This is a genomic window from Streptomyces sp. NPDC052682 (assembly GCF_040678435.1).
Taxonomy (GTDB): Bacteria; Actinomycetota; Actinomycetes; order Streptomycetales; family Streptomycetaceae; genus Streptomyces.
Genome location: NZ_JBFATS010000007.1, coordinates 33321 through 47700, shown reverse-complemented (window position 1 = coordinate 47700; position 14380 = coordinate 33321). Strand labels below are relative to the sequence as shown.

Here is a 14380-nt window from a genome sequence, read left to right as displayed (position 1 = left end):
TGAGTGCTTCACTTGTGACCAGTCAGGACAGACCTGCCAGGTGGAGCAGGAGTGCTTTCACGTCGGTGGCCGCGACGCGGTCGCCGACAGCGCGGGGGGTGGAGCAGATGAGGAGCGGACCGTCGTCGTCGCTCGCGGGAAGGCGGCCGTGGCTGCCGCGAATAGGTGAGGGGTCCAGGGGCACGACCGCCATGCGGTAGCGCATGCCGAGTTTCTTGCGCGCCAGTGCGGTGGCCGCCTTGACCCTGACGTAGGGGTCGAGGGGATCCATGAAGAGTTCGGCCGGGTCGTAGCCGGGTTTGCGGTGGATGTCGACGAGCCGTGCGAAGTCGGGCGCGCGGGCGTCGTCGAGCCAGTAGTAGTACGTGAACCAGGCGTCCGGCTCCGCCACGGCGACGAGTTCGCCGGCCCGCGGATGGCCGAGATGGTGGGTCTTCTTGCCCTCGTCGTCGAGGAGTCGTTCGATGCCGGGCAGGCCGTCGAGGGTGGCCCGGGTCGCGTCGAGGTCCTCGGGCCGGCGCACGTACACGTGGGCGATCTGATGGTCGGCGACCGCGAAGGCCCGTGAGGCCGTCGGGTCGAGGTATTCCATGCCGTCCTGGGTGTGCACCTCGAGCAGTCCGGCGCGGCGCAGGGCGCGGTTGATGTCGACGGGCCGGTGCACGCGGGTGATGCCGTACTCGGACAGCGCGACGACGGTACGGCCCTCGGCGCGGGCGTCGTCCAGCAGCGGGGCCAGGGCGGTGTCCAGGTCGGTGGCCGCCTGGAGGGAGCGCGGGTCGTCGGGGCCGTAGCGCTGCAGGTCGTAGTCGAGGTGAGGGAGGTAGCACAGCGTCAGGTCGGGGTGGCGGGTGCGCAGGACGTGGCGGGTGGCGTCGATGATCCACTGGCTGGAGACCAGGTCGGCGCCCGGGCCCCAGAAGTGGAACAGGGGGAAGGTGCCGAGCGTGTCGGTGAGTTCGTCGTGCAGGGCGGGCGGCCGGGTGTAGCAGTCGGGTTCCTTGCGGCCGTCGGCGTAGTAGACGGGACGGGGGGTGACGGTGATGTCGGTGTCGGCGCCCATGGCGTACCACCAACAGATGTTGGCGACCGTGTAGCCGGGGTGGGCGCGGCGGGCGGCGTCCCAGAGTCTGTCTCCGCAGACGAGTCGGTTGTGCTGCCGCCACAGCAGGACCTCGCCGAGGTCGCGGAAGTACCAGCCGTTGCCGACGATGCCGTGCTCCGAGGGGAGGGTGCCGGTGAGGAAGGTCGCCTGGGCGGCGCAGGTGACGGCGGGCAGGACGGTGCCGAGCGGTGCGTGGGAGCCGGACCGGGCGAGCGCCTTGAGGTGCGGCATGTGGTCGAGGAGACGGGGGGTGAGGCCGACGACGTCGAGCACGAGCAGCGGGGTGGGGCCTGGGTCCGCGGGTCGCGGGCTCATGGCAGCTCCTTCAGGCCGAGGTCGGTCAGCAGGTCGCGGGCGAGGGCGAGTTCGGCGGCGATGCCGTCGGTGAGCTGGGCGCGGGCGCGGGGCCGCAGCTCGGGCGGGAGGGCCTGCCAGGTGTAGGTCTCGACCTCCAGGTGGTGGGTGAGCGGGTGCGGGCCGCCGACGAGCCGGGTCAGGGCGGCCTTGAGCACCGGGAGAGTGGAGGTGAGGGGCGCGGCGGGGGCCGCGTGCAGCGGGACGTGGAAGTGGGCGCGCCAGGGCGCGCCGTCCGGCAGGGTGCCGGCGCTCAGGGCCTCGTCGAGGTCGTCGGTGCCGCGCAGGCCGGCGGAGGTGGCCGTGCGGGTCTGGTGCAGGAAGCGGGGTTCGGCGAAGGCGGCCAGGGCGTCGCGGACCTCGGGCCGGTGGGGGTGCTCGGCGTGCAGGGCGGCCGACAGCTGGGATTTGACGATGCGGACGCGGGCCTCGGTGAGCGCGTCCAGGGCGGTGTGCGGATCTTCGAAGGAGGTGGCGAGATGGCAGGTGTCCACGCAGATGCCGATGCGGTCGTGGGCGATCGCGGTCAGCGGGGCGATGGCGTCGCGGGTGGTCTCGACGACGCAGCCGGGTTCCGGTTCCAGGCCGACGCGGATGGAGCGGCCGGTGAGGTCCTGGAGGGCGTCGAGGCGTTCGGCGAGGGTGCGCAGGGCGGTGCGGGCGGCCTCGGCGCGCGAGGCGTCGTGGGCGGTGCGCCAGGCGAGCGGCAGGGTGGAGACGCTGCCCTCGGTGACGTCCGAGGGGAGCAGCGCGGCCAGGACCCGGGCCAGGGCGGCGGTGTGGTGCAGGCGTGCGGGGTCGGCCCAGTCCGGCCTGTACACGCGGTACTTGACCTCTTCGGCTCCGAAGCCCTCGTAGGGGAAGCCGTTGAGGGTGACGACCTCCAGGCCGCGCCGGTCGAGGGCGCGGCGCAGGCCGCGCAGTGCGGCCGGATCGGTGTCCAGGGTGTGGGCGGCGTCCTTGGCGAGCCACAGGCCGATGCCGAGCCGGTCGCGTCCGAGGCGGCGGCGGACGGGCTCGCAGTGGTCGCGGAGCTGGGCGAGGACACCGTCGAGGGTCTCGGCGGGGTGGACGTTGGTGCAGTAGGCGAGGTGGACGGTGGATCCGTCGGGGTGGCGGAAGCGCATCGCTCACACCTCCGCGGCCGGGACGCCGGCGGGCTCGTGCCCGTCGTCCCGCGGGGTGCCGCGCAGGAGGGAGTTGCCCTCGTGGGTGGTCTCCGTGCGGGTGACCTCGAGTTCGAGGCGGCCACTGAGTCCGTAGAAGGCGACGGGGTTGCGCCACAGCACCCGCTCGACGTCGTCCTCGCCGAACCCCTCGGCCAGCATCAGGTCGGCGACCTTGCGGGTCTTGAGGGGGTCGCTCCTCCCCCAGTCGGCCGCGGAGTTGACCAGGACCTGCTCGGGTCCGTAGGCGCGCAGGATGGCGACCATGCGCTCCTCGTCCATCTTGGTGTCGGGATACACCGAGAAGCCCAGCCAGCAGCCGCTGTCCTTGGCCTCTTTGACGGTGGTCTCGTTGAGGTGGTCGACCAGGACGCGCTCCGGGGGCAGGGCGGACTCGCGCACGACGTCGAGGGTGCGGCGCAGCCCGGCGAGCTTGTCGCGGTGCGGGGTGTGCACGAGCGCGGGCAGGCCGTGGTCGGCGGCGAGCTGGAGCTGGGCGGCCAGGGCGCTGTCCTCGGCGGGGGTCATCGCGTCGTAGCCGATCTCGCCGACGGCCACGACGCGGTCCTTGACGAGATACCGGGGCAGTTCGTCCAGGACGGGGCGGCAGCGCGGGTCGTTGGCCTCCTTGGGGTTGAGGGCGAGCGTGCAGTGGTGGGCGATGCCGTACTGGGCGGCGCGGAAGGGCTCCCAGCCGAGGAGGGAGTCGAAGTAGTCGAGGAAGGAGGCGGGAGAGGTGCGGGGCTGGCCGAGCCAGAAGGACGGCTCGACCACGGCGCGGACGCCGGCGGCGTACATGGCCTCGTAGTCGTCGGTGGTCCGGGAGGTCATGTGGATGTGGGGGTCGAAGAGGCGCATCAGGACTCCTTGCCGTGGGGGTGGTCCGTGCGGTGCGGCGGTATCGACGGGGGTGTCGGTGACACCGAGGACCGCGGTGACGCTGCAGACGGCGGTGCCGACGGGCGGGGCGGCTGTGTCGGGGGCAGGTCCGTCCGGGGCTGGTCCGTCAGGGCCGGGTCTGTGGCGGGCAGGTCCGTCAGGGCCAGGACGCGGTGCAGGTCCTGGGGGACGGCACGGCCGGCTGCGGTGCGTTCGGCGGCGTAGTCGGCGAGCATGCGGGCGAGTTCGGCGTCGCCTCCGGCGCGCCGGGACAGGTCCGCCACGTGGTCGACGCAGACGCCGGTGAACAGACACTTCAGCACGGCGTGACGCCAGGGGTGCGGGGCCAGGTGCCGGGCGGCGTACGGGCCCACGGCGGCGGCCAGGAGCCGGGTGTCGTTGGTGCGCAGGGCGTCCTCGACGAGCGGAAGGGCATCGGGGCCGGGCACGAGGTGCGGCAGGGCGTGCAGGACCGCGCGGCGCTCGTCGGCGGTGCCCTGGAAGTAGACCCGGGCCAGGGCGTCGGCGTCGGCACGGGCCGCGTGCAGGATCAGCACGCGGGCGGCGTCGGCGTGGGCCGGGCCGCAGCGGCGCCCGGCCTCGGCGAGCCGCAGCTCCCACAGGGAGAGGGGGCCGTGGCGGCCGGGCTGGGCGGCGGCCTCGTCGAGGGCCTGCTCCAGCCAGGCGCGGGCGTCGTCGCCGAGGTGGGTGGTCAGGTGACGGCGCAGGGTGTCCGGTGGCGTGAGGGCGAGCGTGGTGCCGTGGGCCGCGTCGGTGGGCCGGGGGGCCGGAGGGCCGGCCGCATGTGCCGTCGGGGCGGCGTGGGGTCGGGTCATGGGGTGCTGCTCCCTTCGGGCGTGGCCGAGGGCTCGCCGTGGGGTGGGCCGGTGGGGGGCGGGGCCGGGATGGAGGGAGCGGTCGGGACTGAGGCCGTGGACGGCGGGGCCGGGGTGCCGGGAGCGGTCGGCCGGGAGACGGCGGCCTGGGACGCGTCGCGGAGGAAGGAGAGGGAGTGTTCGGCGAAGTGGGGGCCCGCGTGGGAGTGGCGGGGCAGTTCGACGACGGTCAGGCCCTGGTACCCGGTGTCGGCGAGGGCCGCGAGGACGGGCGGGAAGTCGATCTCCCCCGACCCGAACGGCAGGTGTTCGTGGACGCCGCGGCGCATGTCCTCGATCTGGACGTGGCGCAGCCAGGGCGCGGCGGCGCGGACGCAGTCGGCGGGCGGGAGCGGTTCGAGGCACTGGCAGTGGCCGATGTCGAGGGTGAGACCGAGCAGGGCCGGGTCGCCGAGGGCGCCGCGCAGGCGGTGGAAGTCGGCGAGGGTGGCGAGGAGGTGACCTGGTTCCGGTTCGACGGCGAGCTGCACGCCGGCGGTGGTGGCGGCGTCCAGGACGGGGCCGAGGGCCTCGGTGAGGCGTTTCCACGCCGTCTCCTCGTCGGTGTCCGCCGGGACGGTGCCGCTGAAGCAGTGCACGGCGTGGGCGCCGAGGTCGGCGGCGACCTGGACGGCCCGGGTGAGGAGGCCGGCGCGGCGGGCGCGGTCGTCCGGGTCCGGGTCCAGCAGGGAGGGGCCGTGTTTGCGGCGGGGGTCGAGGACGTAGCGGGCGCCCGTCTCCACGGTGACACCCAGGCCGAGCGCGTCCAGCCGGTGCGCGACCCGGCGGGTGCGGGCGGCCAGGTCGGGGGCGAGCGGGTCGAGGTGCATGTGGTCGAGCGTCAGGCCGGCCCCGTCATAGCCCAGGTCGGCGAGCAGGGCGAGGGCGTCGTCGAGGCGGAGGTCGGCGAGGCCGTTGGTGCCGTAGCCGAAGCGAAGGCGGGCGGCCGGGCGAGCGGCCGTGCCGTCGGTGGCGTGCCGGGGTCCGGGGCTCATGTGATGCTCACCTTCCTCGCGAACGTCCGCCCGAACGGGGCCAGGGCCGCGACCAGCAGGGCGGTGGCCGGGGCGCCGGAGCGGGCGGTGAGTGTGGCCTGGAGGGGGATCGTGGCGCGGATGCCGGCGCCGACGGCGCGTTGGACGAGCGGGGGTGAGGGGTTGAGGAGGGCGTGGAAGCAGGGGCGTGCGGTGGTCGCGGCGTAGGCGGTGGCGAGGGCGGTGGTGAGAGCAGGGGTGAAGTGCGCGGGTGTGAGGTGGGCGGGTGTGAGGTGTGCGGTGGCCTGTGCCGGCCGCCGGGCTCCGATGAGCCGGCCCGGGGCGTCCGTCCTCCGCGGCCGGAGGGTGGGCAGTCGCTGGACGGTCGATTCCCCTTGGTCGGCCAGGAGTCGTGAGGAGCGGTGGGTCGTCAGGCGCGTCAGCAGGGCGGTCGTGGCGAGTGCCGTCAGGGGCGGCAGGGCGGAACCGCCCTTGGTCTCCTGGCGGGACAGGGTCGTCACGGCGAGGGTGTGGGTGCCGAGGAGGGCGGCGCAGGGCAGGGCCTCGAGGGGGCGGCCGGTGGTGGACGCGGCGCCCAGCAGGAGATCCAGGCCGCGGGTCGCCGCCATCGCCAAGGGGCCCGCGGGGGTGTGTTTGAGGGTGAGGTCGTAGGCCCAGACCAGGGCGGCGAGGGGCGCGGCGACGGCGAGCGCGGGGCGGCCCGCCCGGGCTGCCAGGGTGAGTCCGGCTCCGGTGAGGGCGCCGGCCACGGTGAGGGCGGCGGCCGGGCGGATACGGCCGGACGGGAGGGGGCGGTGCGGGCGTTCGGCAGCGTCCTCCGCACGGTCCGCCCAGTCGTTGAGGGCCATTCCGGCCTCGTACAGGCACAGGGAGGAGCCGATGGCGAGCAGGGTCCGGGCTTCGGGGCGCGCCCCGGCGGCCGCAGCGCCGGCCAGGGCGTCGCCGGGGACGGTGAACAGGGCGGGCAGGCGCAGCAGTTCCGCCCAGGCCCGGCCACGGCTCGGGCGAGGGGTCTCCCGGCGCGCTGGGCCGCGGTCCGCGGTCTCGCCGTGCGCCGCCCGTCGACCGCCTCCGGCGCGCCCCGACCCACCGTCGCCCTCGCTGCTGCCGTACGCCTGCCGACCGCTGCCCTTGATCCGACCGTGCGCCGACCCACCACTGTCCCCGGCACTCGCCGATCCACCGAACCCACCGCTGGTCCCGGCGCGCCCCGACCCGCCGAACCCGCCGCTGCCCCCGGCGCGCCCGGACCCGGCGAACCCGCCGCTGCCCCCGGTGCCGCCCTGCCCAAGCCCGCCGCTGCCCCCGCCGCTGCGGTCCGCCGGGCGGTGTGCGGGGTGCCGCCCTGCGTCCCCCCGCGTCACAGCCGCTCCACCGGCCCGCCGCCGTGCTCCCCGTCCACCGGCCCGAGCTCCGTGTCCGCCGCCCCCTCGCCCTGCTCCCTTCCGGCCGGCCCGGCGCCCCGCGCCCCTGCCACCGGCCCGGCTGTGCGCAGCCTCTGTGCCAGGCCGGTCAGGGCGGCGTACTGGTCAGCCAGGCCCGGCGGGCTGTCCCCGACCGGGTCCTTGAAGTAGAAGCCGAGTTCGGCGAGCGGGCCGGACAGGCCCGCTTCGTGGGCGCGGGCGGTCAGCCGGACCAGGTCGAGGACCAGCGGTGCCGCCAGAGCCGAGTCGCAGCCCTGCCAGATGGTCTGGAGGATCATGCGGGTGCCGAGGAAACCGTCGAAGGCGATGTGGTCCCAGGCCGTCTTCCAGTCACCGAGCGCGGGGACGTCGTCGATGTGGACCTCCCCCTCGGGAGCACGGCCGAGGGTGTCGGCGAGCACGCGTTCCTTGCCCGCGTTCTTCGCCGCGGCGGCGGCCGGGTCGGCCAGGGCCGCGCCGTCGCCGCCGCCCAGCAGGTTGGTGCCGGACCAGGCCCGTACGGTCAGCGCCCGCTGGGCGAACATCGGTCCGAGGACCGAGCGCAGCAGGGTCTGGCCGGTCTTGCCGTCGCGGCCGGCGTACGGCAGGCCGCAGGACTCGGCCAGCGGGGCCAGCGCCGGGTGGTGCAGGCCGGTCGAGGGGGTGAAGTTGACGTACGGGCAGCCCGCGCGCAGGGCCGCCGCAGCGTACAGCGAACTCGGCGGCAGCTGCGCACCGTCGGCCACGGGCTCGGTGGACGCCACGTTCACGACCACCGCCCGGGCCAGACCGCGCCGGCGTACAAAGTCCTGGATGTCCGCGGTGAAGGCCGCGATCAGTTCCCGCGCGTCCCTGGTGTCGCCCGGGACGGGGCCGCCGGGTCTGATCTCCCGGTCGGCGGCGGCCAGTTCGGCGGCCACTGCGGCGGGCAGGCCCGCCGGCAGGACGCCTCCGGCGGCCAGCGCCTCGGCGCGTTTGGGCAGCGGGCAGTCCAGCGTGTCGTGCCCGCCGAAGACCAGCGACGACAGCGCGGGCAGGCCGCTGTCCGCGCACACGGGCGTCTCGGTCACCAGACCGGTCGGCGGATGCAGGCCCGCGGTCAGGGCGGCGCAGCCGGCCACCACGGTGGTGGCGACCGAGCCGCGCGCTCCGATCAGCCACACGCCGACACGCGGGTCGGGACGGGACACGGACATGAGCAGCCTCCTCGTCGAGGACGGAAGTCCAGAAGTCCGGGACACAGGCCCGGGCACAGGTCCGGGCACAGATCCGGGACACAGGCCCGGAAGGCGGCGGGCGGGAGTCCGGCGTCCCCCGCCCGCCGCCGCTCAGTGGCCCTGCGCAGCCGGGTGTGCCGACGGCTGCGCGGGCAGTTCCTTGATCCGGATGTTGCGGAAGGCCACCTGGTCACCGGCACCGTGGTTCTGGATGCCGATGTGGCCGTCCGTCAGGCTCCGGGCCGGGTCGGTGTTGGTGAAATCGTTGATCTTCACCCCGTTGAGCCAGACGCGCAGGCGTTCGCCCTCCACGCGGATCTCGTAGGTGTTCCACTCCCCCGGCGGGTTCAGCGCCCGGTCACGTTTCTTCAGATCGGCGGAGCGGAAGCCGTAGATCGCCCCGGTGGTCTTCTCGGGTACGTCGGTGGCGTCGATCTGGATCTCGTAGCCGTGGTCGACCGCCGACCACGGGTCGTCCGAGGGCGGGAAGCCCACGAACACACCGGAGTTGTCGTCACCGGAGGCGCCGGCCATCCTCCAGTCCAGCTTCAGCGAGTACGACGAGAAGCCGGAGGCGGCGTACCAGAGCAGGCCCATGCCGCCCGACGACGTGAGCGTGCCGTCCTCGGACCGCGTGAAGGAGCCCGGGCCGGCCTGCCGCCAGCCGTCCACGGAGGTGCCGTCGAACAGGGCCCGGTACCCGTTCTCCGGCCGGCAGTCGGCCTGCGCGGCGCCGATCGCGTAGCGGATGCCGCCCAGCAGGTGCTGCCGGAAGGCCGGTTCGGCGTAGGACTCCTTGGTGTGGCCGCCGCCGGTGTAGAAGGCGCGGCCGCCCTGGTAGGTCTGGCACCAGGCGATCGGGTGATCGCCGTGCATGGTGCCGCCGGTGTACGACGACTCGTCGAGCGAGGCGAGGACGTGGGCCCTCTCGCGCGGGTTGGAGCGGTAGTTGTACCACTCGTCCGTGCGGTTCCATGCCTGTGGCAGGCCCGAGGTCGCCGGGTGGGCCCGGTCCTCGACCCGCACCGTCGCGGGCTGGATCGCCGGGTGCGACTGGAAATAGGCGCCGGCGAGGCCGCCGTAGAACGCCCAGTCGTACTCGGTGTCGGCGGCGGCGTGGATGCCGACGTAGCCGCCGCCGCGCCGGATGTAGCCCTCGAAGGCGCTCTGCTGGGCGGCGTCGAGGACGTCGCCGGTCGTGGACAGGAACACCACCGCGGCGTAGCGCCGCAGGTTCGACGCGGTGAACGCGCCGGCGTCCTCGGTCGTGTCGACCGCGAAGCCTGCCGTCTCGCCGAGCTGCCGCACCGCCGCGACGCCGTCGGGGATGGAGTCGTGGCGGAAGCCCGCCGTCTTGGAGAACACCAGCACCCGTGCCTCCTGCGCGGGCTGCGAGGTGGCCGGTGCCGAGACGCAGCCCAGCAGCAGGGCCGCGCCCGCGACGCCGGTCGTCAGTCGTCCGGTTGCGCGCATGTCCGCCTCCCTCAGCCCGTCGTGAAGGTGAAGTCGTCGACGTCGTACAGGGCGCCGGAGCCGCTGCCCTTGAACACGAGGTACAGCGTGGTCGTGCCCCGGGGTGCGCGGGACAGGTCGGCGCTGACGTCCTGGAAGGTCTCCCAGCCGCCGGTCACCGGCACGGTCGCCTTGCCGAGCAGGGTGCCCGTCGAGGAGCCGGCGCGGATCTCGAGGGTGCCGCCCGCGCCGCCGGAGGAGACGCGCGCCGAGATCTTCCTGGCGTTGCTCAGCAGGTACGGCGTGAAGGAGATCCAGTCGCCGTTGTGGATGTCGCCGACCGTGCGGCCGCCGTGCGCGGTCTCCTTGGTGATGACCGAGATCCCGGCGGAGTTGCCGAAGTGCTCGGCCTGCCGGTGCCGGGGCTGGGCGACGTTCTGGTCGTGTGTGGTGAGCGGGGCCTGGCCGCCGCCTCCGGTGTCGGTGTACTCGGCGTCGATCACGCCGAAGATGTTGGCGTCCTCGTCGTGGCCGCCGTCGGCGCTGGTCTGCAGGGTGCCGGTGCAGCCGTTGGCGGAGGTGAGCGGATGGCCGTGGGTGTCGTGGCCGAGGACGAAGGTGACCTTGACCCTGGCGCAGTCGATCGCCGAGCCGTCCTCCGGGTCGGTGACCTTCACGGTGAAGGGGATGGCGTCACCGAAGCTGAACAGCTGCCCGTCCTTCGGTGTCTCCAGGACGACCTTCGGCGCGGTGTTGCCGACCACGATCTGCACACTGGCGCTGCCGGTGCGGCCGGAGGGGTCCTCGGCGGTCAGGGTCGCGGTGTAGGTGCCGTTCCTGCGGTAGGTGTGGGTGGGGTCCGCCGATGTGGACGTGGTGCCGTCGCCGAAGTTCCAGCGGTAGGTGAGGGCGTCGCCGTCCTGGTCGGTCGTGCCCTCGGAGGAGAAGCGGACCCGCAGCGGGGCCTGGCCGGAGGTGCGGTTCGCGGCGGCCTGGGCGACGGGCGAGTGGCCGTCGCTGGCGTTCTCGATGCGGTACAGCGCCGAGTTGTCGTCGCCGCCGAACCAGGCGGTGCCGTAGTCGAGCACGTACAGCGCCCCGTCGGGCCCGAAGGCCATGTCCATCACCTGGGTGCCGGTCCAGGGGAAGGGGTTGATCGACTGCACGGTCCCGGCGGGGTCGGTGACGATCCGCTTGATCCAGCGCCGGCCGAACTCACCGGCGAAGAAGTTCCCGTCGTAGGCCTCGGGGAACTTCACCGGCGAGTCGAGCGCCGGGTCGTAGTGGTAGACCGGGCCGCCCATCGGGGACTCGGAGCCGGTGCCGAACTCGGGCAGCGAGCCGCCGTCGTAGGGGATCCAGGCGGGCTGGGCCGGGGGCAGGTCGGTCAGGCCGGTGTTGTGCGGGGAGGTGTTCTTCGGGGCGGAGCAGTCGAAGGCCGCCCCCGACGCGCCGGTCGCGAAGTCGTAGTCGACATAGGCGTCGTTGTCGCCGGTGCAGTACGGCCAACCGTAATTGCCGGGGCCCGTCACCCGGGCGAACTCGACCTGGCCGGCCGGGCCGCGCGCCGGGTCGGCGGCACCCGCGTCCGGGCCGTAGTCGCCGACGTACAGGATCCCGGTCTCCTGGTCGACGCTGAAGCGGAACGGGTTGCGGAAGCCCATCGCGTAGATCTCGGGCCGGGTCCTGTCGGTGCCGGGCGGGAAGAGGTTGCCCTCCGGGACGGAGTACGAGCCGTCGGCGTTGACCTTGATGCGCAGGATCTTGCCGCGCAGGTCGTTGGTGTTGCCCGCGGAGCGCTGGGCGTCGAAGGCCGGGTTGCGGCCGGCTCGCTCGTCGATGGGGGTGAAGCCGTCCGACTGGAAGGGGTTGGTGTCGTCGCCGGTCGACAGGTACAGGTTGCCCGCCGCGTCGAAGTCGATGTCGCCGCCGACGTGGCAGCACAGGCCGCGGGAGGCCGGGACGTCGAGGATCTTCTTCTCGCTGGCGGTGTCCAGGGTGCCGTCGGTCTTCAGCACGAAGCGGGAGAGGCGGTTGACGCCGTCGAAGGGCGCGAAGTCGGCGGCGGTGCCGGTCTCCGGGGCGTCGCCCGCGGGGGTGTTCAGCGGCGGCGCGTAGTACAGGTAGATGAAACGGTTCTCCGTGAAGTGCGGGTCGACGCCGACGCCCTGGAGGCCCTCCTCGTCGTGGGAGTACACCTCCAGCTTGCCCGCGAGCCTGGTGTTCCCGGCGGCGTCGGTCAGGCGCAGTTCGCCGTCGCGGGAGGTGTGCAGGACCGAGCGGTCCGGGAGGACGGCGAGCGACATGGGCTCGCCGACCTCCGCCTCGCCCTTGGCGAGGGTGACCTGCTGGAAGTCCTCGGCGGCGACGGCCTGTCCGTCGGCGGCGGCCACCGCGCCGGTGGCGTCGGCCGCGCCGGTGGCGGCAGCGCCCGCCGGGGGTGCGGCGAGGGTGAGCGAGGCGCCCGCCAGCAGGGCCCCGCTCAGCAGGGCGACGGCCTTGCGCAGGGCCGGACGCCGGCGGGACGGGCGTGGTCTGTGCGTCTCGTTTCTGTCGGTGCCTTCGGTGCGGTCTATCCCGTGCACGGGTGCCTCCGTCAATGGAGCCGGTTGTACGGGCGGGTGCGTACGCCGGGATGCGCCGTCATCCCGGAGAGGTGACACGTGGGTCAGTTGCCGAACGCCGCGTCGAAGGACGCCGACGGCGGCTCGAAGTCGTACGCCTTCAGACGGGTCAGCGCCTCCGGGGCGCCCTGGAGCCGGTCCATGGCGGCGTCCTCCCACTCGATGGAGACGGGGCCCTGGTAGCCGATGGAGCGCAGCATCCGGAAGACGTCCTCCCAGGGCACGTCGCCGTGCCCGGCGGAGACGAAGTCCCAGCCGCGCCGGGGGTCGCCCCAGGGCAGGTGGGAGCCGAGGCGCCCGTTGCGTCCGTCGAGGCGCTTGCGGGCCTCCTTGCAGTCGACGTGGTAGATCCGGTCGCGGAAGTCCCACAGGAAGCCGACCGGGTCGAGGTCCTGCCAGACGAAGTGCGACGGGTCGAAGTTCAGGCCGAAGGCGGGCCGGCGGCCGACGGCGTCCAGGGCACGGACCGTCGTCCAGTAGTCGTACGCGATCTCACTGGGGTGGACCTCGTGCGCGAACCGGACTCCCTCGGCGTCGAACACGTCCAGGATCGGGTTCCAGCGCTCGGCGAAGTCCTGGTAGCCGCGCTCGATCATCGCCTCGGGCACGGGCGGGAACATGGCGACCAGGTGCCAGATGGCGGAGCCGGTGAAGCCGATGACGGTGTCGACGCCGAGGGCGGCGGCGGCGCGGGCGGTGTCCTTCATCCGGTCGGCGGCCCGCCGCCGTACACCCTCCGGGTCGCCGTCGGCCCACACCTCGGCGGGCAGGATGGCCCGGTGGCGTTCGTCGATGAGGGCGTCGCACACGGCCTGCCCGACCAGGTGGTTGGAGATCGCCCAGCACTTCAGGCCGTACTTGTCCAGCAGCGCGCGGCGCCCGTCCACGTAGGACGGGTCGGCCAGGGCCTTGTCGACCTCGAAGTGGTCGCCCCAGCAGGCGAGTTCCAGGCCGTCGTAGCCGAAGTCGCGGGCCAGGCGGCAGACCTCCTCCAGGGGCAGGTCCGCCCACTGGCCGGTGAACAGGGTGAAGGTGCGCGGCATCGGATCCAGCCTCCTTCAGGCCGCTATCGGCGTGTAGACGGAGTTCTTCTCGGCGCTCTCCTCGACCGCCGCGAGGACGCGCTGCACCTGCAGCCCGTCGGCGAAGGAGGGGTCCGGGCGGCGGCCCTCGGCGACGGCGTGGACGAGGTCGCGGGCCTGGTGGACGAAGGTGTGCTCGTAGCCCAGGCCGTGGCCGGGCGGCCACCAGGCGTCCAGGTAGGGGTGGTCGGGTTCGGTGACGAGGATGCGGCGGAACCCGGCGTGCGCCCCGGGTTCGGTGCCGTCGTGGTACGACAGCTCGTTGAGCCGCTCCAGGTCGAAGGCGAGGGAGCCGCGCTCGCCGTTGAGCTCGATGCGCAGGGCGTTCTTGCGGCCGGTGGCGTACCGGGTGGCCTCGAAGGAGGCGAGGGCGCCGGAGGTGAACCGGCCGGTGAACAGGGCGGCGTCGTCGACGGTCACGGCCCCGGTGCCGGTGGCCGACACGGCGGACAGGCCGCTGGTCGGCCCGCCCGGCAGCGGCCGCTGCCGTACGAACGTCTCCGTCAGCCCGGAGACCCCGGCCAGCTGCTCCCCCGCCACGTACTGCGCGAGGTCGACGATGTGCGCCCCGAGGTCGCCGAGCGAGCCGGAGCCGGCCAGTTCCCTGCGCAGCCGCCAGGTCAGCGGGAACGCGGGGTCCACCAGCCAGTCCTGGAGGTAGGCGACCCGGACGTGCCGCAGCCGGCCCAGGCGGCCCTCGGCGACCATGCGGCGGGCCAGCGCGGTCGCGGGAACGCGGCGGTAGTTGAAGCCGACCATCGCCAACTGGCCGCGCTCGTACGCCTCTTCGGCCGCCCGGGTCATGGCCTCGGCCTCGGCGACGGAGTTGGCGAGGGGCTTCTCGCACAGCACGTGCTTGCCCGCGGCGAGCGCGGCCAGCGCGATCTCGGCGTGGCTGTCGCCGGGGGTGCAGATATCGACGAGGTCGACGTCGTCCCGTTCGACCAGGGCACGCCAGTCGGTCTCGGTGTCCGCCCAGCCGTGCCGGCCGGCCGCCGCCCGTACGGCGGTGGCGTCGCGGCCGCAGATCACGGCGAGTTCGGGGTTCAGCGGCAGGTCGAAGACGCGACCGGCGGTGCGCCAGCCCTGGGAGTGGGCGGCGCCCATGAAGGCGTAGCCGACCATGCCGACGCGCAGCGGCGGCTTCCCCCTGTCCTTCCCCGTCTCCTTCCCCGTATCCGTCCCCTCGTCCTGCTGCGGCTGTGCCATACGGATGTCCTCCTCGTCC

11 protein-coding genes are annotated in these 14380 nt (G+C 73.9%); all 11 read right to left on the bottom strand.

The features are described 5' to 3' along the window. Positions 1–22: 22 nt before the first annotated feature. Positions 23–1420: a nucleotide pyrophosphatase/phosphodiesterase family protein gene (locus tag AB0K80_RS12555; protein WP_365668664.1), complete on the bottom strand. Its 1398-nt coding sequence runs from the start codon at positions 1418–1420 to the stop codon at positions 23–25. Then, positions 1417–2586, bottom strand: a complete 1170-nt coding sequence (eboE, locus tag AB0K80_RS12550) for a metabolite traffic protein EboE (protein WP_365668662.1) — start codon at positions 2584–2586, stop codon at positions 1417–1419. The genes AB0K80_RS12555 and eboE overlap by 4 nt, the downstream gene beginning before the upstream one ends. A 3-nt stretch (positions 2587–2589) precedes the next feature. After that, entirely contained in the window at positions 2590–3483 is an 894-nt protein-coding gene (locus tag AB0K80_RS12545) for a TatD family hydrolase (protein WP_365668660.1), read from the bottom strand. Beyond that, positions 3483–4340 (bottom strand): EboA domain-containing protein, encoded by an 858-nt coding sequence (locus AB0K80_RS12540; RefSeq protein ID WP_365668658.1) that lies wholly within the window; start codon positions 4338–4340, stop codon positions 3483–3485. The genes AB0K80_RS12545 and AB0K80_RS12540 overlap by 1 nt, the downstream gene beginning before the upstream one ends. Continuing rightward, positions 4337–5374: a sugar phosphate isomerase/epimerase family protein gene (locus AB0K80_RS12535; protein ID WP_365668656.1), complete on the bottom strand. Its 1038-nt coding sequence runs from the start codon at positions 5372–5374 to the stop codon at positions 4337–4339. Before AB0K80_RS12535 ends, AB0K80_RS12540 begins: the two co-directional genes overlap by 4 nt. After that, a complete protein-coding gene (locus AB0K80_RS12530; protein ID WP_365669138.1) occupies positions 5371–6351 on the bottom strand; it encodes an SCO3242 family prenyltransferase in 981 nt (326 codons plus the stop codon). The genes AB0K80_RS12535 and AB0K80_RS12530 overlap by 4 nt, the downstream gene beginning before the upstream one ends. Before the next feature lie 383 nt (positions 6352–6734). After that, positions 6735–7973, bottom strand: coding sequence for an inositol-3-phosphate synthase (locus AB0K80_RS12525; protein ID WP_365668654.1), 1239 nt, complete (start codon positions 7971–7973; stop codon positions 6735–6737). A 132-nt stretch (positions 7974–8105) separates the two neighbouring features. Next, a complete protein-coding gene (locus tag AB0K80_RS12520) occupies positions 8106–9467 on the bottom strand; it encodes a ThuA domain-containing protein (protein WP_365668652.1) in 1362 nt (453 codons plus the stop codon). 11 nt (positions 9468–9478) lie between these two features. Beyond that, complete coding sequence (locus AB0K80_RS12515; protein WP_365668650.1) at positions 9479–12031, bottom strand: PQQ-dependent sugar dehydrogenase; 2553 nt, start codon at positions 12029–12031, stop codon at positions 9479–9481. An 83-nt stretch (positions 12032–12114) separates the two neighbouring features. Further along, positions 12115–13113: a sugar phosphate isomerase/epimerase family protein gene (locus tag AB0K80_RS12510; RefSeq protein ID WP_365668648.1), complete on the bottom strand. Its 999-nt coding sequence runs from the start codon at positions 13111–13113 to the stop codon at positions 12115–12117. A 15-nt stretch (positions 13114–13128) separates the two neighbouring features. Beyond that, the gene (locus tag AB0K80_RS12505; RefSeq protein WP_365669136.1) at positions 13129–14361 is read right to left on the bottom strand and encodes a Gfo/Idh/MocA family oxidoreductase; all 1233 of its coding nucleotides are present in this window, start codon (positions 14359–14361) and stop codon (positions 13129–13131) included. Positions 14362–14380 lie beyond the last annotated feature (19 nt).

Coding starts and splice junctions, on each gene's coding strand:
- AB0K80_RS12555 (WP_365668664.1), bottom strand. CDS start 1,420: ATGAGCCCGCGACCCGCGGACCCAGGCCCCACCCCGCTGCTCGTGCTC.
- eboE (WP_365668662.1), bottom strand. CDS start 2,586: ATGCGCTTCCGCCACCCCGACGGATCCACCGTCCACCTCGCCTACTGC.
- AB0K80_RS12545 (WP_365668660.1), bottom strand. CDS start 3,483: ATGCGCCTCTTCGACCCCCACATCCACATGACCTCCCGGACCACCGAC.
- AB0K80_RS12540 (WP_365668658.1), bottom strand. CDS start 4,340: ATGACCCGACCCCACGCCGCCCCGACGGCACATGCGGCCGGCCCTCCG.
- AB0K80_RS12535 (WP_365668656.1), bottom strand. CDS start 5,374: ATGAGCCCCGGACCCCGGCACGCCACCGACGGCACGGCCGCTCGCCCG.
- AB0K80_RS12525 (WP_365668654.1), bottom strand. CDS start 7,973: ATGTCCGTGTCCCGTCCCGACCCGCGTGTCGGCGTGTGGCTGATCGGA.
- AB0K80_RS12520 (WP_365668652.1), bottom strand. CDS start 9,467: ATGCGCGCAACCGGACGACTGACGACCGGCGTCGCGGGCGCGGCCCTG.
- AB0K80_RS12510 (WP_365668648.1), bottom strand. CDS start 13,113: ATGCCGCGCACCTTCACCCTGTTCACCGGCCAGTGGGCGGACCTGCCC.
- AB0K80_RS12505 (WP_365669136.1), bottom strand. CDS start 14,361: ATGGCACAGCCGCAGCAGGACGAGGGGACGGATACGGGGAAGGAGACG.